18 protein-coding genes and 1 other RNA gene are annotated in these 20,160 nt (G+C 56.8%); 15 read left to right on the top strand and 4 right to left on the bottom strand.

The annotated features are described in order from the left end of the window. Nucleotides 1–24: 24 nt before the first annotated feature. The 11 genes from ACP7B7_RS08690 (at nucleotide 25) to ACP7B7_RS08640 (ending at nucleotide 11,847) form a co-directional block, all read left to right on the top strand. Complete coding sequence (locus ACP7B7_RS08690) at nucleotides 25–729, top strand: HAD family hydrolase (protein WP_426076413.1); 705 nt, start codon at nucleotides 25–27, stop codon at nucleotides 727–729. A 585-nt stretch (nucleotides 730–1,314) separates the two neighbouring features. Then, nucleotides 1,315–1,675: a transfer-messenger RNA gene (gene ssrA, locus ACP7B7_RS08685) on the top strand. Between the two features lie 823 nt (nucleotides 1,676–2,498). Beyond that, nucleotides 2,499–5,078 (top strand): TIR domain-containing protein, encoded by a 2,580-nt coding sequence (locus tag ACP7B7_RS08680; protein ID WP_426076412.1) that lies wholly within the window; start codon nucleotides 2,499–2,501, stop codon nucleotides 5,076–5,078. A gap of 246 nt (nucleotides 5,079–5,324) precedes the next feature. Beyond that, a complete protein-coding gene (locus ACP7B7_RS08675; RefSeq protein WP_426076411.1) occupies nucleotides 5,325–5,840 on the top strand; it encodes a TIR domain-containing protein in 516 nt (171 codons plus the stop codon). Next, nucleotides 5,841–6,692, top strand: a complete 852-nt coding sequence (locus ACP7B7_RS08670; RefSeq protein ID WP_426076410.1) for a macro domain-containing protein — start codon at nucleotides 5,841–5,843, stop codon at nucleotides 6,690–6,692. Then, nucleotides 6,689–7,129 (top strand): HIT family protein, encoded by a 441-nt coding sequence (locus ACP7B7_RS08665; RefSeq protein ID WP_426076409.1) that lies wholly within the window; start codon nucleotides 6,689–6,691, stop codon nucleotides 7,127–7,129. The genes ACP7B7_RS08670 and ACP7B7_RS08665 overlap by 4 nt, the downstream gene beginning before the upstream one ends. A gap of 199 nt (nucleotides 7,130–7,328) precedes the next feature. Next, nucleotides 7,329–8,198, top strand: coding sequence for a transposase (locus ACP7B7_RS08660; RefSeq protein ID WP_426076408.1), 870 nt, complete (start codon nucleotides 7,329–7,331; stop codon nucleotides 8,196–8,198). A gap of 565 nt (nucleotides 8,199–8,763) precedes the next feature. Beyond that, on the top strand, nucleotides 8,764–9,150 hold the full coding sequence (locus tag ACP7B7_RS08655; protein ID WP_426076407.1) for a BPSL0067 family protein: 387 nt from the start codon (nucleotides 8,764–8,766) through the stop codon (nucleotides 9,148–9,150). Then, entirely contained in the window at nucleotides 9,147–9,644 is a 498-nt protein-coding gene (locus tag ACP7B7_RS08650; protein ID WP_426076406.1) for an STY0301 family protein, read from the top strand. Before ACP7B7_RS08655 ends, ACP7B7_RS08650 begins: the two co-directional genes overlap by 4 nt. Before the next feature lie 78 nt (nucleotides 9,645–9,722). Continuing rightward, nucleotides 9,723–10,100 carry a hypothetical protein gene (locus tag ACP7B7_RS08645; RefSeq protein ID WP_426076405.1) on the top strand — a complete coding sequence of 126 codons (378 nt, stop codon included), beginning with the start codon at nucleotides 9,723–9,725 and terminating at the stop codon, nucleotides 10,098–10,100. Nucleotides 10,101–10,446: 346 nt separating this feature from the next. Then, nucleotides 10,447–11,847, top strand: a complete 1,401-nt coding sequence (locus tag ACP7B7_RS08640; protein WP_426076404.1) for a serine hydrolase domain-containing protein — start codon at nucleotides 10,447–10,449, stop codon at nucleotides 11,845–11,847. 48 nt (nucleotides 11,848–11,895) lie between these two features. Here ACP7B7_RS08640 and ACP7B7_RS08635 read toward each other — a convergent pair whose 3' ends face one another. After that, nucleotides 11,896–12,339, bottom strand: a complete 444-nt coding sequence (locus ACP7B7_RS08635; RefSeq protein ID WP_426076403.1) for a GTP pyrophosphokinase — start codon at nucleotides 12,337–12,339, stop codon at nucleotides 11,896–11,898. Nucleotides 12,340–12,341: 2 nt separating this feature from the next. Then, nucleotides 12,342–13,175 carry a hypothetical protein gene (locus tag ACP7B7_RS08630; protein WP_426076402.1) on the bottom strand — a complete coding sequence of 278 codons (834 nt, stop codon included), beginning with the start codon at nucleotides 13,173–13,175 and terminating at the stop codon, nucleotides 12,342–12,344. A 186-nt stretch (nucleotides 13,176–13,361) separates the two neighbouring features. Here ACP7B7_RS08630 and ACP7B7_RS08625 point away from each other — a divergent pair, with 186 nt between their 5' ends. Beyond that, nucleotides 13,362–14,387: a chemotaxis protein CheB gene (locus ACP7B7_RS08625; protein ID WP_426076401.1), complete on the top strand. Its 1,026-nt coding sequence runs from the start codon at nucleotides 13,362–13,364 to the stop codon at nucleotides 14,385–14,387. A 43-nt stretch (nucleotides 14,388–14,430) separates the two neighbouring features. Here ACP7B7_RS08625 and ACP7B7_RS08620 read toward each other — a convergent pair whose 3' ends face one another. Continuing rightward, entirely contained in the window at nucleotides 14,431–16,575 is a 2,145-nt protein-coding gene (locus ACP7B7_RS08620; protein WP_426076400.1) for a TonB-dependent receptor domain-containing protein, read from the bottom strand. 106 nt (nucleotides 16,576–16,681) lie between these two features. Here ACP7B7_RS08620 and ACP7B7_RS08615 point away from each other — a divergent pair, with 106 nt between their 5' ends. Both ACP7B7_RS08615 and ACP7B7_RS08610 read left to right on the top strand, forming a co-directional pair. After that, the gene (locus ACP7B7_RS08615) at nucleotides 16,682–17,359 is read left to right on the top strand and encodes a response regulator (protein ID WP_426076399.1); all 678 of its coding nucleotides are present in this window, start codon (nucleotides 16,682–16,684) and stop codon (nucleotides 17,357–17,359) included. Continuing rightward, nucleotides 17,323–18,717, top strand: a complete 1,395-nt coding sequence (locus ACP7B7_RS08610) for an ATP-binding protein (protein ID WP_426076398.1) — start codon at nucleotides 17,323–17,325, stop codon at nucleotides 18,715–18,717. The genes ACP7B7_RS08615 and ACP7B7_RS08610 overlap by 37 nt, the downstream gene beginning before the upstream one ends. A 4-nt stretch (nucleotides 18,718–18,721) precedes the next feature. Here ACP7B7_RS08610 and ACP7B7_RS08605 read toward each other — a convergent pair whose 3' ends face one another. Then, a complete protein-coding gene (locus ACP7B7_RS08605; protein ID WP_426076397.1) occupies nucleotides 18,722–18,976 on the bottom strand; it encodes a hypothetical protein in 255 nt (84 codons plus the stop codon). A 129-nt stretch (nucleotides 18,977–19,105) separates the two neighbouring features. On the opposite strand from ACP7B7_RS08605, the gene ACP7B7_RS08600 reads away from it, so the two are divergent. Next, a complete protein-coding gene (locus ACP7B7_RS08600) occupies nucleotides 19,106–20,071 on the top strand; it encodes an SMP-30/gluconolactonase/LRE family protein (protein ID WP_426076396.1) in 966 nt (321 codons plus the stop codon). Nucleotides 20,072–20,160: the final 89 nt, after the last annotated feature.

Genomic DNA, 20,160 nt, shown 5'->3' with positions numbered 1-20,160 from the left:
ACTTTTACCGAGTCCGCGCCCGCCATGACCACCGACCACCTGCCCGCCCCGCGCGCCATCCTGTTCGACCTCGACGGCACCCTGGCCGATACCGCACCCGACCTGGCGGCCGCCATCAACCTGATGCGCTCGCGCGCCGGCCTGGCCCCCACGCCCTACGAAGTGCTACGCCCCACGGCCTCGGCCGGCGCGCGCGGCATGATAGGCGCGTCCTACGGCATCGCCCCCGGCGAAAGCGGCTACGAGCCCCTGAAGACCGATTTCCTGGACAACTACGAAGCGGCCCTCGCGGTGGAAAGCCGTTTATTTGACGGCATCCCCGCGCTGCTGGACGGCTTGACGTCGCTGGGCCTGCCCTGGGGCGTGGTCACCAACAAGGCGGCCCGCTTCACCGACCCGCTGGTCGGCCAGATCGGCCTCTCCGCCGCCGGCTGCGTGATCTCGGGCGACACCATGCCCCACCCGAAACCCCACCCCGCCCCCCTGCTGGAAGCGGCCCGCCGCCTGGACCTGGCGCCGGAATCCTGCTGGTACGTCGGCGACGACCTGCGCGACATCCAGGCCGGCCGCGCCGCCGGCATGCGCACCATCGCCTGCGCCTGGGGCTACTGCGGCCCGGTCGAACCTTTGTCGTGGAATGCGGATTATCTGCTGGAAACGCCGGCGGCGTTGCTGGAGCTGGTCAGTGGGGTGGTGCTGGCGGAGCGGGAAAGGCAGTTGGCGGCTTGATGGTTTGATTGTTTGTGTGCCACAAGTGACTTTGCGGCCCGCAGCAGAGACCCGGGGTCAGACCCGCCGGGGGAATACGTCCCAGTGGGACGTAGTCCGATCGCGAAGCGACTGACCCCAGCAGTTCCAGTTGGGCTAAAAGTTACGTCACCACGGCCTGCGAAGCGAGCATTACTACAAATGCATCATGCAAGACTATGAACTTTGCGCCACAACGAAGCTCTATGGGGGCGACCTGGTTTCGACATGGGTCGCAAAGCAGCGCACGGCATACCGAGGGCGGGCTACCTCGTCAATCCACCCAGAACAACTTAACCGACATCGATCACTCTACGCACTGGCAGCTTAATCGCTGTTAGCTCCAGAATCACCACAGGACTCGCAGTATGCCGGGTTACTTGGCGTCCGGCTAAATAACAGGTAACGCGCTTGCCCATCACGGCGCAGCAGGGAATTCTCGCCGCATGCGGCGAGCCTGCGTAGCGGCTGGGCGCCTGCTGGCGCCCAGCCTCCCCACATCGTCAAATAGCAGGCACGAATGCATCATGCAAGAGTGTGAAGTTTGCGCTACAATGAAGGTTCTGTGGGGACGACCTGGTTTCGACGTGGGTTGCAAAGCAGCGCAGGGCATACCGAGGGCGGGCTACCTCGTAAATACAACCTGAAAAAACTTAACTGCAAACGATAACTCGTACGCACTGGCAGCTTAATCGCTGTTAGCTCTAGAACACCTCGTCCCTGGGGTGGGCCGTCAAAAGCTCTAGAGTCATTTACAGGGACTCGTCGTATGCTGGGTTACTTAGCGTCCGACTAAATAATAGGTAACTCGCTTGCCCATAACGTGCACATCCGTGCTGGCTGAGTTAAATTAAATGATAGTGCTAAGTATGTAGAACTGTCTGTAGAGTGCTTGCGGACGCGGGTTCGATTCCCGCCGTCTCCACCACTGGATAAAAAAGTAAGGGCCCCCGAGCGCAAGCGACGGGGCCCTTACTTTTTTATCCTACGCGAAACAGCCGGGCATCGAATCCGCGTCCGGCACGGACGCGGGGCGTAGCGGGGAATTCGCCTCGCGTGCGAGGCGCCCGCGAAGCGACGTTGCGCTGCAGCGCAACGGCTTTCCGATTCTTCTGATTAAGGAAGCGCCAACGGCGCTTTTGCCTTGTCTCCACCACTGGATAAAAAAGTAAGGGCCCACGAGCGCAAGCGACGGGGTCCATACTTTTTTATCCAACGACGAAACAGCCGGGCATCGAATCCGCGTCCGGCACGGACGCGGGGGTTTTGCGGGACTTCGGCGAGCACAGCTCGCGGCCGCAAAACCGGGTTGCGCTTGCAAGCGCAACCCTCTCCGATTCCTTTGACTAGGTTTTAGGCAGCAGGCTTCGCTCTAGAAAACCATCTAATGCTCAGGCCGAGTCTGAATCATGGATCTGAGCCCAATTACGCATTATCGACCTTACCGATCACCGCGCGACGTAACGTGGTAGAGAGCAATGGCGAACTCAAGTCGTAACGGTCGCGTCATGCTGAGGGACATATCTGAACTATTTACACTGACACTGAGATTGCGCGGTAGTTTTCCGTCCGGACATTGGTATTGCTGAGACTGTGTCGTAATGGCGGACCTGACCTCAGCTCTAATCGGGCATCGCGACCAAGTTGCTTTTAAGCATGGTTATTGAGTCTAGAGCGAAAGAATGTCAGCAAGGTAGCGCATAAGGCGTGCTAATATTTAGCAATAGTAAAATCTTCCCGGAAAGGTACCAATGAGTAAATTTGCCAAAGCCTTTATTTCACATTCGAGCATGGACAAACCGTTACTCGAAGAAGTTGCTAGCAAAGTTTCAGCTGCCCGTTGGGAGATTGATAGCCATACTTTTGAAGCAGGAAACAAAAGTACCACAGAAATTCAAGCAGCGCTTGATAGATCTAGCCTTTTCGTTTTAATCGCATCTGCCAACTCGATGAACTCCGACTGGGTGAGAACTGAGCTAGAGTTAGCACAGCATTTGCTTTATGGACGAAAGCTAGGTGGTGTATTAGTTTTTATTATTGATGGCACGCCAGCGGGAGATCTTCCAGATTGGGTGAGAATGCACGTATTTGTAAGAACGTCAAATTGCGATCGTATTGCCAATATTATCCGCACTAAACTATTCGAGTTGGATGCAGCTAAAGGAATTCAACCAAAACCATTTGTATCACGAAAAATTCAAGACGAGATAGAAACAAAAATAGCAGACCTAAACCGCCAAATCAATGCCTTATATGTCAGTGGTGTAGATGGGATCGGTCGGCGCTCGGCCGTAGCAAATAAACTGAAAAGTTTATTTCCTGGAATAGACCTTACCGGAATTCAAATATCCATATCTGATGGTGAAGGGTTGATAGAGACATTCCGCAAGCTATATTTCGCTTTTCGTGGACCAACAGTTGACGAGGCAAAGGTTTTTTTTGAGAAAATTTCGGATTATTCTAAGGAGAAATTAGTCGAGGAGACTAGTTCACTCCTCTGTGAAATTGGCGAAGAAAAAATGCTTGTATGGTTGAAGTTTGACTATGATATTCTTGATGATAACGGCAACTTTCAACCAGAATTCCATTTATTACTGAAGAGTCTAAAAAATAGGCGTCCGACAGTTGTTCTATGTGCCAAACGTTTACCGCGATTCCAAGAACAGCATCGTCTTACAAATGTCGGCTTTTTTAAGATTGACGGCATGACAGATGATGAGTCCAAACGTCTATGGATATATGCGCTTGATTATCTTGGTATGCAAGATCCAGATACAGGATTTATAGCGATGTTGTGTCAACACGTGAGCGGACATCCTGCCATGATTTGGACAGCAGCAGAGTTTGTTGCTCTCGCCAAGAAACCAGCGATAGAAGCAAATCCCCGAGAACTAATCGAGGTTCTTCGTGCTCTTTCCCTTAGTCTTGTCGATGGGCTCAACTTAAGTGAGACGGCCAAGTGCCTTCTTACATTATTCGATGAGCTTGGGGCTATTGACCCATCAGATCTCATCGAAATATCTGGTGAATCGGATCAAGCCATTGCGATGGCAGTTAATAACTTGCTGTCTCTTGGATTATTAGAAACCGAAGGTGATCATTTGCGTTTAGCATCTTATTTCCGAAGCGCAAGATTCAGGAAACAATTCTCTTCTGAAACTGACGGCTTCTTAATTGAGGCTCGTAAGCGATTACTCGCGCTTACCTCAACTTATACCGCAGAAGATAATATTTCCTTCGAAACGGTTGATATTTCAATAACAACCTCGATTCTGCAAGGAAAAAGCAGCCCACTTGGGTTCAGTGAGCGTGCAGTAGTAGGTTCGCACTATCTTCGTGTTGCCAGGGGATGCTATGACCGTGAGAAATATGGCGAAAGTGTTGGGTTCGCAACAGCGGCATTGGAGAAACGGCACACGCTCACGGATGAGGCTGTTGTTGAATGCCTTAGACTTCTGGGTATGGCGGCAGTACGAACAGAGCAACGCGACAGCTTTGACTATGCAATCGCGGAGCTGTCGCGCATTAACACAGCCCAGGCCCAGCGACATGTTCATTTCATTAATGGCTTTGATGCAAGATGGAATGGTGATTTTGACAGGGCAGAGAGTGAATTCGGGGAAACACTTAAGATTAATCAAAAAGATACTCATGCATTGCGCGAGATTGCGCAGGTTTTAGCTGTGCGCGAAGATTTCTCGTCTGCTGAGGGGTATGCCCGTGAAGCATTGACTCGTACGCCTGGGAATCCATTTGTCTTGGATGTACTGTTGCAGTGTTTGATTGAACGCCGGAAGACAAATATGCAAGCATTGGCAGATGATGTTGAGGTTGAGGATCTTTTTCTACAACTAGAAGTTGCAGACCGTAGAGAGCGCACCGATTTTATCAATGCACGAAATGCACATTTTTATGCGGCATTGAAGAATTTTCCGGAAGCCATGACTTGGGCCGATCGCGCTGTTCGTGGATCACCGAACAAAGTAACTGCGTTTGCAGCTAGAGCCGAGATTAAGTTACAGGTCCGAAATGACGAGGCTGTATTACATTCTGTAGATACGGACATTCGACACATTAAAAAAATAGCCGATGAGAGCAAAGGGGTACGGCCACATGCTGGACTTCTCGCCAAGCTAAAAGTGCGTTTCGAGCTTGCCAAGGGGCATCTGGCAACGGCAATAAAGGAACTCGATGGCGTGCCACGCGGAAACTTTAAACTGCGCAACAAGCTATCTATTGAAATCGCAGATGAAGCTGTGCGGCGCAATGAAAAGGATTCCGATGTTATTGAATTCACAAACAGATTGCTTTCGAGCAAAGTAGCGAAATAGTTTCTATTCGGCGCAATAGCATCATCTAGGATTAGTCCTTATCTGAACGGCAGAACTGATGCCTGCGGCTTATATTGACTTTAATTGGATTAAATTATTTACAAAAAATAACTTCGATTCATATTTCAACTACAATCATAAACCACATGGCACGTAAAGTTATTTAGATAATACAAGCACTTATTTTCAAAAATGTGTATCCTTCAAGAAGTTTCTTTGTTTTAATAATGACTGTATAGGAAATTTATGAGCTACCGCAACAAGACATATGTGGCCTTCGCAAGCGAAGACATCCTCCAATATCGGCTAATGGAAGCTTGGAAAGCAAATCAAAACATTGATTTTGATTTTTTCGATGCACATGATTTATTTATTTCTAGAGACACAAGCAAACCGGAAACCATTAAAAAAAACCTAACTGATCGCCTAAAAAATGCTAAGCAAGTTGTCCTTCTTGGAAGTGTAGTCGGGAAGCGCAAAGGCAGCGATGAAAAATCCTTTCTTGCACATGAGATAAAATTAATTATCGATTTGGGATTGCCTATTGTCATTGCAAATTTAGATGGCGACAGAAAAATTGACAAAAATCACATTCCAAATCCACTGATCGAGAAAAACTACTATACAATGTCAGTTTCTTTTCAACCTAAGATAATTAAATATGCACTTGACAACTACGCCGCAGACTTCTCAAGTGCATCCAAGGAAAAAAAAGGGAATTATTATTACTTGGAGTCGGTTTACGCCGAACTTAAATTATAAATGAACTTACTTCAAGACATGACAACTTGGCGCTTTTGGCGCCACTTTTTGACCGGATTCTTTTTCTGTTTAGGGGCAGTATCCACAGTACAACAAATTGGAACAGCAATATCGAAAGATATTGTCATATTTTCAGGATATCCCTTTCTTGCTTTGACACTTACAATCGCGATTCTAGGTTCTCTATATTGGTCGTGGCCACGACCGATAGAACAAACATATAACACTCCAAATATAAAAATTTCAATTATTAAAGGCAACATACTGACTGAATCAACGCATTTGGTTATCGGAACAAATGATACATTCGATATGGAAACACCAATAATAATTGCCAATGGAAGTCTCCAAGGGCAAGCGTTGGCTATTCTTTATGGAAATGACATAAATCGTCTTAAAGCTGATATTGATAGCGCACTAGTTGCCAAACCAATTATCGGTACAATTGCAAAAAATGGCAACGTCAATCAATATGGCATTGGGGCAATTGCCACTGTGAACCACGCCGCGAGATTATTGTTTTTTCTAGCCTATTGCGAAATGAACAGCAATAACGAAGCTAGTTCCTCTCCTGATAAAATCTGGAAAAGTTTAGGATGTCTTTGGAGCGAAGTATCGCGGACAAGTAACGGCGGCACTATCTCAGTTCCTGTCATTGGTGGTGGGCAAGCTAGGTTATCGAATATCCTACCTGCTCAAGATGCAATTCGCTTCACAATTCTTTCATTCATTCTTGCATCACGCCAGTCTAGAGTATGTGAAGAACTTCGTATTATTGTCAGACCAGAGGACTATAAAAAGCTCGACAGACTAGAGTTACAAGCATTCTTATCCTCACTGAGATCATCATGAAAGTAGAGTCCAGCCTAGAACTACCTAAACATACGGATTGCGCTTTCTGCGCCTATTTAACAGGAAAACGGCCATACACAATTTTATATCGAACTGCAACAATTGCTATATTTGTAACGCGGGAGCAGAGGGGCAACCCGCATCTACTGGTTTTGCCTCTGCGACATGTTTCTAATATTCTCGAATTATCTGACTCAGAAATTTCCGCTTTGGGCATTGAAGTAAGGAATGCAGCAAAATTAATCGACTGTGCTTATGCTAAGGCAGGAATTGCCGTTTGGCAAAACAATGGAGTGCCAGCTGGACAGGCCATTGACCATGTACATTTTCATGTTGCCGGCACGCTTGACGGCGGCGGAACTAATTTCGGTGCCGTAGATGAGATTTCTTTAGACGAGACCGAGGCAATCGCAGCAAAACTACGACTGAAAATTTAGCCATGGGGATATCACCTAGCACGGACTATCTGGAGGACCGCAGGAGGACCGGGGTCAGGTCCGCCATTCGTACACGATCTCAGCTTGGGGACGTTTCCGGCATGCAGGTCATGGCACCTATTCACGGGGACACGTATCCGGGCCAAAACCACTGCGCAATCTCAGTGTCAATGTAAATAGCTCAGGTATGGTCCTCAGCATGACGCGACCACTACGACTTGAATTTGCCGGTGCTCTCTATCACGTTACTTCGCGTGGTGATCGGCGCAGCGCAATTTATCGCGATGATACTGATCGCCTGGTATGGCAGGAAGTGCTAGGCATGGTGTGCGAACGTCACCATTTTGTCGTACACAGCTTTTGCCAGATGGACAATCACTATCACCTGCTCGTTGAAACGGTCGAGGCGAATCTGTCGCAGGGCATGCGTCAACTGAATGGCTTATATTCCCAGCACTTCAACCGCCACCACAAGCTTGTTGGGCACGTGTTTCAAGGCCGCTACCAAGCGATCCTGGTACAGAAAGAAAGCTACCTTCTGGAGCTTTCTCGCTATATCGTCTTGAATCCAGTGAGGGCGCATATAGTGATATCACCCGACAACTGGTACTGGAGTAGTCATCACTATTTTCTGGACGAAGCAGCGGCTCCGTGCTGGTTAGCACGTGATTGGTTGTTGAGCCAGTTTGGCGACACGCACGATAAAGCAGTCGCCGCCTATTGCCGGTTTGTCGCGGCTGGAGTGGGAAAAGCAAGTCCGCTAGATCAAACCTGTCATCAAATACTTCTTGGCGTTGACACCTTCGTTTCAGCCAATCAACAATCGCAGCGTGCAGAGACATTCAAAGATACGTCCAGGTCACAACGCAGAGCCCTAACGCTGTCATTGGCACAGTATCAGGCCCGCTACTGCGACAGGGACGAAGCAATGGCAAGAGCCTATCTGTCAACGGCCTATACCATGTCAGACATTGCAGCCGCTTTCCATGTATCGAGCAGGACAGTCAGTCGAGCCATATCCACATTTGAAAACGCGAAACTTGCCACACACAGAGCAGATAATGGCTGAGATCGTGTACAAATGGCGGAGCTGACCCCGGGTCTCGCAGAGCCCTAACGCTGTCATTGGCACAGTATCAGGCCCGCTACTGCGACAGGGACGAAGCAATGGCAAGAGCCTATCTGTCAACGGCCTATACCATGTCAGATATTGCAGCCGCTTTCCATGTATCGAGCAGGACAGTCAGTCGAGCCATATCCACATTTGAAAACGCGCAACTTGCCACACACAGAGCAGATAATGGCTGAGATCGTGTACAAATGGCGGACCTGACCCTGCGTACTCAGAGATCGTGTACAAATGGCGGACCTGACCCCGGGTACGGGTATCGGCATGCAGGTCAAGGCGTACAGGCACCGGATCAGGTGCACCATAACGACACCGTCTCAGCAATACCAATGTCTGGACCTACAGTTGCTTGTCGAGTAATTCAGCCATTGCTGAATTCTGGTGAGCAGACGTTACATTAGAAGGTCTCTCACAAAACCACCATCCTTGTCCACCCACAACACCCCCAATACGCTCCTGCCTCACCATCACCCAGCACACACCACTCACGTTCTGGGGGAGCAAAATGGACCACATCTACTTTCACGCCGCAGCCTTGCAGCGCAAGCAAAAAATAGGCGATGGAGACTGTGTCACCCTGATCAAGGAATTCACGTCAGCTGGCCCAACCATGCGCTGGCCCGCTGGTGCGGAGGTTCTGAACAATCCGGCGATCAGGCCAGGAACGGCGATCGCCACCTTCGTCAAAGGACGTTATCCCAATCACCCAACCGGCAATCATGCAGCATTTTTTCTGCGGCATGGCGTTGACGGATTCTGGGTCATCGATCAATACAAGGGGCGACCATTGATACAGTCGCGTTTCATCAGTACCAAGAACCTGACAACAAATGGTACTTTCATCGATCCCAGCAATAACGCCAGAGCATTTTCGGTAATCGAGGCCCCATGACGTCACCATCCCCTTACCGCTCGACATCAAGTTGCGTTGCAATTTGCACTGCGGCCTGCGTGCTATCGTGCAATACCGTTGTACATGCCTCCAGCATCACCATCCTGTGTCCTGCTGAATTTCCTGTGCAAACAATCAACTTCGGCACACCACCTCACGGCTGGACGCCTTTCGCGCCCTTCTCGCTGCGTGTCGGCAGTGGTGAACTGATGTACGGGCCACCTTCGAGCTACCAGTCAGCAAAGCCCTCAAGCTACCGAGAAGAACGCAGCCGTAATATCGCAATCTGGAAGCTGAGCGAATTGACAAAGGAAGAGAAATGGCTCAGCTGCGGTTATGGCATGGCGGCCGAATTGACACTGTCGCAGCAATTGCCGAGAAATTTATCCGAGTGTACGATTACCACGAACAAAGACAGCCATCGGAATGTGACTGCCGTGCATGCGACTTGTACGCTATCGGAGGTAAAAACGCCTGCTACAAAGAACAAGTAGCAAGGCTTTTGGCGGTGGGCGGGTGCGGTTTTTAATGGGCCACGACGACCACCTCCATATTGAAATCCGGGAGCACTAATGAACGTCCGTTTACTTATCCTCGCACCGTTCTTGCTCCACGTCGCCTCCGTCATGGCAGCCGATACGTCTCCATCAGCCACACCCAAGCCTTTGCGCGGCGACTATCAAATCTACGGCGGTACCTTGTCGGAAATGCTGCCGCCCACGCCCAGCGACAAGAAAGTGGCGTTCATGGTGACGGGGCCAGCGGCGAAAGACCTGTTCCTGCAGATCGGGCCGGATGTCGCCAAGGAAAATGAGTGCAGTGAGGCAAAGGACTACCGGGAGCGCCGCCGCAGGGATTTATCGTGCGTGCACATGAAAGGCGCAGGATACAGCTGCTATTTCGGACTCGACCTCAAGACCGGAAAAGGCATGCATGGCGCCATCTGCTAGCAACAAGCAGCTCTGCCTTTTCAAACAACGCCCTCACCCGCATTCCGGAAAAAGGCGCCAAAAACCTGTCATCATAAATTCACATTCGCAGACAAACGCAAGCGGCGCCCATCCTATCTTTACCGCTGCTTCCTGGGCTTCAACCTGCGCACCGGCGCCAGCATCGCCGGCGCCAGCTGCTGACTGACTTCGCCAACCGCCGAGCCAGGCTATTCCCCAGCCACCCCGCCAAAACGGCATCCCATCGCTCCGCGCTGGCGCCTCGGCCCCATCTCACCTATCTTCCCTGCCATACCGGCCCAACCATTTACGCCGCCTATCCACCTGAAACAGGGAGAACCTTTCCATGCTCCGTCTCGCCTCGTACCCGCTGCTGGCCCTGCTGTTAATCGTGCACACCCCCACAATTCATGCCCAAACTGCCACTCACGACCAAGCTCTGGCCACCCGCATCGACAACGCCATCGCTCCCCTGTTCAAAGCTGGTGAGCCCGGCGCCACCATCATCGTCACCAAGGCCGGCCAGCCTGTGTTTCGCAAAGCCTACGGCATGGCCGATATCGCCAGGGGCAGGCCGATGACACCGGAGGCGGTCATGCGCATCGCCTCGGTCACCAAGCAGTTCACCGCCACCGCCGTCCTGATACTGGCCGACGAAGGCAAGCTGGCCCTGGACGACGATATCACCCGATTCCTGCCCGACTACCCGACCGGTGGCAAGCGCATCACCATCGAGCAGTTGCTGACGCATACCTCGGGCATCGCCAACTTTACCAGCAAGCCCGGCTTTGAAGCCGGCGTGGCGAAAGACATGACGCCGGGCCAGATGATCGACACCTTCAAGGATGACCCGCTGCAATTCGAGCCGGGCACCCGCTACGCATACAGCAACTCGGGTTATTTCCTGCTGGGGGCGATCATTGAAAAAGTCTCGGGCCTGTCGTATGCCCAATTTGTCGAGCAGCGCATCTTCGTGCCGCTAGGGATGAGCAACAGCGCCTACGATGGCCACGAACGCGGCAGTGCAGTGCGCGCGCAGGGTTATACCCGCGGCAACGCCGGAGCCAGCTTCGAGTACGGCAAGGTCGCCAGCATGACGCAGCCGTATGCGGCCGGCGGTTTGGTGTCGACGGTGGACGACCTGGCACGCTGGGATGCCGCTGTCAGTGCCGGTACGCTGCTCAAGCCGGCCAGCCTGCAAAAAGCACTGACCGCCCATATCTTGCCCGATGGGAAAAGCGTGCCGTATGGCTACGGCTGGAGCATCGGCAAACTGCGCGGCATGACGATGCAGTCGCATGGGGGCGGCATCTACGGCTACTCTTCCTACGCCTTGCGGCTGCCCGCGCAACAGCTATATGTTGCCGTGCTGACCAATGCCGACAGCGGCATCCCGGCCGCCGAAATGATCGCGATGAAGGCGGCAGCGATCGCGGCCGGCACCCCCTTCCCGGAGCACACGGCGATCACGCTGGACGCCAAGGTGCTGGAGGCCTGTCAGGGCAGCTACAGAATCGATGACAGCAATACACGCAATTTCCGCAGTGAAGGCGGGCAACTGGTGATGGATCGCAATGGCCGCAACAAGGTGGTGCTGACGGCGTTTTCCGACACGGGTTTCTTGATTCCCAATTCGGTGGCATACGTGGAGTTCGGGCGCGATGCCGAAGGCGCGGTAACGAAGGTCACATTCCATGGCCCTGGAGAGCTGGTGGTGCATGCGCGGATAGGCACGCTGGCGCCGTAGGACCATGTGCCGGGATCAGGACACGATCCCGGCATGCTGGATCTCTCGCTACGATCCTGCCATCAGATAAGCAATCGCCCTTCCATACTTCTCTACCCGCTCCAGATCCTTCTGCGACGGCTGCGCAATCCTCGACAAATCGCTATTCTCCATCAGGTCCGCCAGCTTGACGGCCTTGCCCACCGGATCGAGCGCCGCGCGCGCCACGAAGTCCTCGTACGACTCCCCTTCCACCTTGGTCACCGCGCGCAAGCCGTTGATCACCTCGGCGGAAAACCCTTCCCGCTCCAGGTCCTCGAACGTGACGTCGCTATCCTCCACCACGTCATGCAGCACGGCCACGATCTGCTGCGCTCCCGGCGCCACGCGCAGCATCACGCGCAAGGGGTGCAGGATGTAGGGCGCGCCGCCCTTGTCGACCTGGCCCGCATGCGTGCGCGCGGCAATCTCGATCGCGTGCTCCAGCGTTCCCTGTCCCGAAATATCCTTCATCTTCACTCCTTGACTAGCACAGCCGCACGCCAGCCACGGCGCTGCAGATGGCAGACGCTCGTGCACAGCACGGCTGGCAACAATAAATTCAGTACCGGAATCAGCATCAGCAGGCACAACAACAATCCCAGGAAAACAATCGCCGGACGCTGCTGACGGCGCAAGGCCCGCTGCTGCTCCTTGTCCAGCACGCCTTCGGCCGCCGCACCGTAGATGAACCACACATTGCAGGCCAGCAGCCAGATAATCAGCACGCACATGGCCCAGATGGGGATCAGCAGCGACAAGACCAGCAAGATGCGCCACAGCCAGCGCGGACGGGTAGCCGACGACGCCAGGTCAGCGGGCGCCTGCCACAAGGCGTAGCGGCGCGCCACCACCTCTTTGGCGCGGGCAAGAAACAGCCAGCGCAGCGGCAAGCGGGCCGTGCCGATGGAGGCGACGACAAACACCAGCACATAGAAAAAAGTGGCCAGCGCCAGCAGCACCAGCGCGATCTGGGCGATCGACAGCAGGGCCTGGCCGACACTGCCGAGGCTGCCGACGACATTGCTCATTTGCGAGACCGTGGCCGGGCCGGTGGCAATCGGCGCCACGCCTTGCATCACGCCCAGGCCCATCAGGCCGCTAACGGACAGCATCGCCAACATCGCGCTCAGCTCCAGGAAAAAGCGCCCGAAATGCAGGTACAAGGCCAGCCACAGGCTCACCACGATCATGCACCACAGTGCGGAACGCCACCACAGTCCGGCATGGCGCGTGTCGCGCAGGCCCAGGCCCATGCAGGTCGATGCTTCGCGCAGGGACTGCGACCAGGTTTGCAATGTCTGTTTCACGATGGGGCATCCGGTATCAAGGGCGGATGCGGCGATCCGTATGTTGCCGATTGTACAGGCGAGGCAGCCGCGCACGGCTGGTGGCGTGTGCCGTACAAGTTGAAAAAAGCGCTATGATTTCATTGCCTGGCAGCAGAAACGGCCGGCAAGCCTTCCTCTGATCACGCCCCCCTGGTGGAGGATACGATGAAAAATGACAGTGCAGTAAAGCAGATCCGGCAAGCCCCGCCGCGCAAGCCGCTGACCAAGGACGTGGTGGTGGTCGGTGCATCGGCCGGCGGCTTGCAGGCGCTGGCCCGGCTAGTCGGGCAGTTCGACACGGACTTTCCCGCCGCCATGCTGATCGTCCAGCATATGGCGGCCACGGCCTCGTCCGAGCCGCTGCTGCATCTGTTGCAAAGAACGGGGACACTGCCCTGCAAGATCGCCACCGATGGCGAAAAAATCCTGGCCGGCCATGTCTACCTGGCCCAGCCCGATCACCATCTGATGATCTCGGGCGAGCGCATCGCCATCACCAAGGGCGCACGCGAGAACCGGGCGCGGCCAGCCATCGATTCGCTGTTCCGTTCGGCCGCCGTGGCGTTCGGCAACCGCGTGGTGGCCGTGGTGCTGACCGGCTACCTGGACGACGGCAGCGAAGGACTGGTGGCCGTCAAGCGCTGCGGCGGCACCTGCGTGGTGCAGGATCCCGACGATTGCGCCTATCCGGACATGCCGCAAAATGCGCTGCGGCTGGCCAAGGTCGACCATTGCCTGCCGATTGCGCAGATGGGCGTGCTACTGGCGAGCCTGGTCAAGCGGCGCAAACGCAAGCAGGCCGCGATTCCCGACGATATCGCGGTCGAGGCCACCATCGCACACCGCGTGCTGAGTGACCTGGAATCGGTGGAGGAACTGGGCGAGCAGGTGCCGTTCAATTGCCCGGGCTGCGGCGGCGTGCTGTGGCAGATGAAGAAGGGAAAACTGTTGCGCTACCGCTGCCATACGGGGCACTCCTATACGGCCGCGACGCTGATGGCGGAACAGAAGGCGAAGATGGAAGAAACCCTGTGGATCGCGCTGCGCATGTTCGAGGAGAACCGCAACCTGCTGATACGCATGGGGGCGCAGGGCGAGGCCGGCCCCTCCCACGCCGAGCGCATCGGACAAGCCCAGGTGCATATCGACCGCATCCGCGCCATGCTGAAGTCGGAGACGGCCACGGCCTGATCTGCTACCCTCCCCCATGCCCAGGGAGAGGGTCCATCGAACGTCAGAAATCCACGTTCGCCGACAGCCACAACCTGCGTCCATCCATATTGTTCACATAGCGGCTGCTATAGGTGAGCGCCGGGCCGGACGTGGCGCGGTAGGGCTGGTAGTCGATAAAGTCCTTGTTGAGCAGGTTGTACACGGCCGCGTTCAGGGTGATTTTTGGCGTGACCTGGTAGCTGGCGCCCAGGTGCAGCATGGTGTAACCCTTGTAGTCGCCCAGTGCGGCCTTGGCGGCGCGGGTGGAGGCCGAGGTGCCGGGGTCGCGGAAGCGGTCGCTGCGGTATTCGGCGCGCAGCCAGCTCTTCCATTCACGCGTGATATCCCACGTCAGGCGCGCGTTGACGGCGTGTTTCGGCGTGTCGCCCAGCGGCTGGCCGGCGTTGCTGCCGCTCTTCTGTTCGCTTTCCGTGTAGGTGTAGTTGGCGCTGGCGGCAATCGTCTTGCTCAGCGGGAAGCGGGTGTTCATTTCCACCCCGCGCGTGACGGCTTCGTCGACATTGATCGACTGGCCAAACGCATCGACCCTGGGCCAGTTGCCGAAGCTCACGCATCCCGGGCGATTCGGCGACAGGCTGTAGATGCAATTGATCAGGCCGGTGCCGGTGGTGATCTTGTCCTTGAATTCATTGTTGAACACGGCGAAGCTGGCGGTCCAGCCGGCCAGGTTGTCGAAGTAGGCGCCCAGCTCGGTGGTGGTGCTGGTTTCCGGTTTCAGGCCGGGGCTGCCGACCAGCGGGATCGTGCCCTGGCCGCCGAAGCCGTTGATGCCGGGCGACAGTTGCTCCACGCGCGGCGTCTTGTAACCCTTGCTGAGGCCGCCTTTGACGGTCCAGTTCGGCGTCGCATTCCAGACGGCGTAGCCGCGCGGGCTGGTCTGGCCGCCGAAGATGCTGTGATCGTCATAGCGGGCGCCCAGGGTCAGCGCGAAACTTTCCAGCAAGCGCCATTCGTCTTCCGCGAACAGGGCTTTTTGCGTGAACTCGAATACTGTCGGCGCCACGCCGTCGGTCATCTCGGCCTTCCACCACTGCGCGCCGATGGTCGACATGTGATTGCCCCAAGGCAGCACCAATTTGGTGTCGAAGACCTTGCTTTCCACTTCCAGCGTGCGCGCGCTGCCGGCCACGGCGCCTGGCGTACCCGGCGGTATGGTGCGGCCCAGGGTTTCCGTCTTGTTCACCATATAGCTGCTGTCGAGCGTGCCGAAGCCCAGGCGGCCCGTGTGCGACAGGGTCCACTGGTCGCGGTTGTATTTCTGCTTGGTGGCATAGCCACCCGTGCCCAGGGTGCCGAGCTGGCCGCGCGAGTTGTCATAGGTCTGGCGGCCCGCTTCGGCGTCCAGGGTGATGGTATGGAAACGGTTCGGCGTGAATGCCAGGCGGCCGCCGAAGTTTTCCACGTCCGAGCGCACGGGGTTGGCGCCCATTCTTGCGGGCTCGTCCACGCCGGGCAGCGTTTCATAGCTGATGTCGGCCGCATCGCGGCGCTGCTTGCTGCCGCGCAGCGACAGGCCCAGCGTATCGGCGACGATCGGGCCGCTCAGGTAAAACTTGCCGGCCTTGACGTCGCCGAACGACGATTCTTCCTGCAAGGTGTAGTCGGCGCCGACCGAGCCTATCCACTTCTTGCCCACCTTGCGCGTGATGATATTGATCACGCCGCCCATCGCGTCCGAACCGTACAGAGTCGACATGGGACCGCGGATGATCTCGATGCGCTCGATGGCGGCAAGGGGCGGCATAAAGCTGGTCTGCGTGCCGCCGAAGCCGTTCGGCGTGACATTGCCGGCCGCATTCTGGCGGCGGCCGTCGATCAGCACCAGCGTGTAGTCGCTGGGCATGCCGCGGATGCTGATGTTCATGCCACCCGTCTTGTCGCCGGCCGCGCCGACATCGATGCCTTCCACGCTCTCCAGCGCCTGCGTCAGGTTGCCGAAGCGCTCGCGCGACAGTTCATCGCGCGTCAGCACGGTGATCGAGGCGGGCGCCTGCTTGATGTCCTGCTCGAAACCGGCGGCCGAGACCACCACTTCGGGCATGGTGTCGGCGGACGTCTCTTGGGCAAAGGCGGGGGTGCTGGACAGGGCTGCCAGGCTCAGGGCGAGCGTGGTCAGACGCGGCATGGTGCGGGTGCGATGAAACATTCAATCTCCGGGGGTGATGTTTATACAGTTTAAGAATAGGAATCATTTACAATTGATGGTGCAAAGAAGTTCTTAAGAGGTTCTTAACAAGTTGTATTGAAGACACATGCGCATATTGCTGACAGAAGACGACCCGCAACTGGGCCGCGCCACCCAGATCGGCCTGGAACAGAACGGCTATGCGGTCGACTGGGTGACCTCGGCCGAGCAGGCCCACACGGCGGTGCGCCTGCACGACTACGGCTGCATCCTGCTCGACCTGGGCTTGCCGGGACAGGACGGCATGGCCGCGCTCGACATGTTGCGCACGCGCGGCTACCAGGGCGCCATCCTGATCGTCACGGCGCGCGACCATGTGGCCGGGCGCATCGCCGGGCTCGATGGCGGCGCCGACGACTTTATCGCCAAGCCCTTCGACCTCGACGAGCTGGCGGCACGCATCCGCAGCAGCAGCCGGCGCGCGGCCGGCAGGGTGCGCGAACAGCTCGTGCATGGCGAGCTGCTGCTCGATATCGCCGAGCGGCAAGTGACGCAGGCCGGGCGCGCCGTGGCGCTGACGGTCAAGGAATTCCGTATTCTGCAGATGCTGGTCGAGCAGAGCGGGCGCATCCTGAGCCGCGAACAGCTGGAAAAGAATTTATATAGCTGGGGCGAAGAAGTGGAAAGCAATGCCATCCAGGTGCATATCCACCACCTGCGCAAGAAGCTGGGGCGCGGCCTGATCCGCACCGTGCATGCGATAGGCTATTGCTGCGACAAACCGTTGTCGGCCGCCGCCGCGTGAACCACGTCAACAGCTGGTCGCTGCGGCGTACCCTGCTGGCGGTGCTGCTGGGGCTGACGGTGCTGCTGTGGGGCAGCAGCGCGGCCATCGTGTATGTGGAGGCGCAGCAGGAAAGCGCCGAACTGTTCGACCAGTCGCTGGTGGAAACCGGCCATCTGCTGCTCTCCCTGGTGGAGAATGATTTGCGCAGCCGGAGCAGGCAGGCCACGATCGACCTGCCGCTGCGCGGCTATCCGAACCCGCATCACTACCTGCGCTTCAAGGTGCGCGACGCGCAGCAGAACGTGCTGTATCGCAATGACGGCGCCCTGACCACCTCGATCTCCCACAGCGCGCCCGATGGCCTGTCGTGGACCACCATTGACGGCCAGCAATGGCGGCTGTTCGTGCTGTGGGATGCCCCGCGCCAGCTGCAACTGCTGGTGGCCGAACCGACCAGCCACCGCGACGATATCAGCAGCCGCTTTTTCTACAAGATCGCCGTGCTCGGCGCGCTGCTGGTGGCGCTGGCGACTATCGTTATCTGGTGGAGCATCAACCGCGTGTTTCGCGTGCTGCGCCATTCGGCCAGTGAAGTGGCGGCGCGCACGCCGAACGACCTGGGCGACGTCAGCCTGCACGGCGTACCCAGCGAAGTGCACCCGCTGCTGCTGGCGATCAACCGCCTGTTCGGCCGGGTGCGCCACACCATGGAATACGAGCAGCGTTTTACTGCCGATGCGGCGCACGAGTTGCGCACGCCGCTGGCCGCCATCAAGACCAATCTGCAAGTGCTGCAGCGCGCCCGCAACCCGGCTGAACGTGATGAATTTATCGCAGGCCTGGGGCTCAGCGTCGAGCGCGCCAGCCGGCTGGTCGATCAGTTATTGACCCTGGCGCGGCTCGATCCGCAAGCGGGAGCCAGCGCCGCGCCGCAAAAAGTGGACCTGGCCGGCCTGCTGGCGGAACAGGTCGCACCATGGCGGGAGCAATGTGCGCAGCGGGGACTGGCCTTGACCGTGGACCTGCGAGCGGCGCCGTGTTTGCTGGAGCCGGACAGCATGCGCATGCTGGTGCGCAACCTGCTCGACAACGCCATGCGCTATACGCCGGCGCCGGGACGGATCGACATCAGTTGCGGCCAGCAGGATGGCTTGACGTTCCTGCGCGTGATCGACACCGGCCCCGGCATCCCCGAAGCCATGCGCGAGCGCGTGTTCGAGCGTTTCTTTCGCCTGGCCGGCGCGCACCTGCCCGGCAGCGGGCTGGGACTGTCAATCGTGCGGCGCATCGCCGACAGCCACCAGGCGCAGATCACGCTCGATGCGGGGCTGGACGAAAAGGGGCTGGCGGTGACGGTGTCATTTCCGCCAGCCTGAGGGGTCAGGAGATATTCTGCCGCCGCGCCAGCGGCACATATTCGCCGGGCAGGCCGGCCGTCTCCAGCGCATCGGCAAACGCCAGCAGGAACTTGGCCGGGCCGTGTTCCGATACCAGCAGCGAGGCTCCCTTGTGGCGCAGCAGTTTCAATACCTCCTGCTGGTGCGCTTGGTACTCCTGCGAATGGCCGTAAAAGGTCTGGTACATTTCCAGCGTTTCCATGGCCTTGGCGGCCAGGATGAATTCGGGTTTGTCCATGATGTCTCCTCGTGGTGAGTGGAAAAAAACCGCAAAAAAGCTGTCACTGCCGATGTCATCATACGCTTGAATGCGGCGCTTGCGGTGCACGCTCAGGTAACATGCCAGCTTCGCCCCACAGGACTGCTCATGCCCCATTTATTTACCGCCCTGCCCTGGCTGCGCGTGCTTGCGCTGGCCCTGCCGCTTGCCTCCCTCAGCGCCTGCGCCAGCCCGCCGGCGCCCGAAACCCTGTTCGTCGCCAGCGCGCTGACGGCGCCGCACTCGTTCACCAAGGGCATCGAAGGCCCGGCCGTCGATGCGGACGGCAATATCTATGCCGTCAACTACGCACGCCAGCAAACCATCGGCAAGGTCACCCCAGGTGGCCAGGGCGAGGTCTTCCTGACCCTGCCCGGCGCCAGCATCGCCAACGGCATCCGCTTCGGCAGCCGTGGTCAGATGTATTTGGCCGACTATATCGAGCATACGATCTACGTGGTGGAGCCAGGCACGCGCGCCGTCGCCATCCACGCGCGCGACGCCCGCATGACGCAGCCCAACGATATCGCCATCACGCAGGACGACGTGCTGTATGCGAGCGATCCGAACTGGAAGGAAAACACGGGCCGCGTGTGGCGCATCGCGCGCGACGGCACGATCACCCTGGCGCTCGACACCATGGGCACGGCCAATGGCATCGAGGTCAGCCCCGACGGCAAGATTCTGTACGTGAATGAAAGCGTGCAGCGCAATATCTGGGCCTACGATATCGGCGCCGATGGCAGCTTGAGCGGCAAGCGCCTGTTCCAGCGCTTCGACGATTTCGGCATGGACGGCATGCGCGTCGACGTCGACGGCAACCTGTATGTCACGCGCTACAGCAAGGGCACGGTAGTCAAGCTGTCACCGCAGGGCAAGTTGCTGCGCGAGATCAGCGTGCCGGGTGCGAAACCCAGCAATATCAGCTTCGGCGGCCCGGACGGCCGCACCGCGTATGTGACGGAAGTGGTGCAAGGGCGGCTGCTGCAGTTCCGCGTCGACCGGCCGGGGCTGGAGTGGCAGCGGGGGCAGGAGAGCAAGGCGCATCCGTTGGCGGTGCCGCCGATAAAGTAACGCCGGCCGGGTGGACGTAGATACTGTTATCCCCGTCAAGCGTTGTGCAAGGTCGGATCAAATATTTTTCCAGACCTGAGCACACCGAA

This window comes from Janthinobacterium sp. PSPC3-1 (genome assembly GCF_049896105.1).
In the GTDB taxonomy this organism is placed as follows: Bacteria; Pseudomonadota; Gammaproteobacteria; order Burkholderiales; family Burkholderiaceae_D; genus Janthinobacterium.
The sequence above is the reverse complement of the archived record's forward strand: the minus strand, read 5'-3'. Positions and strand labels throughout refer to the sequence as shown.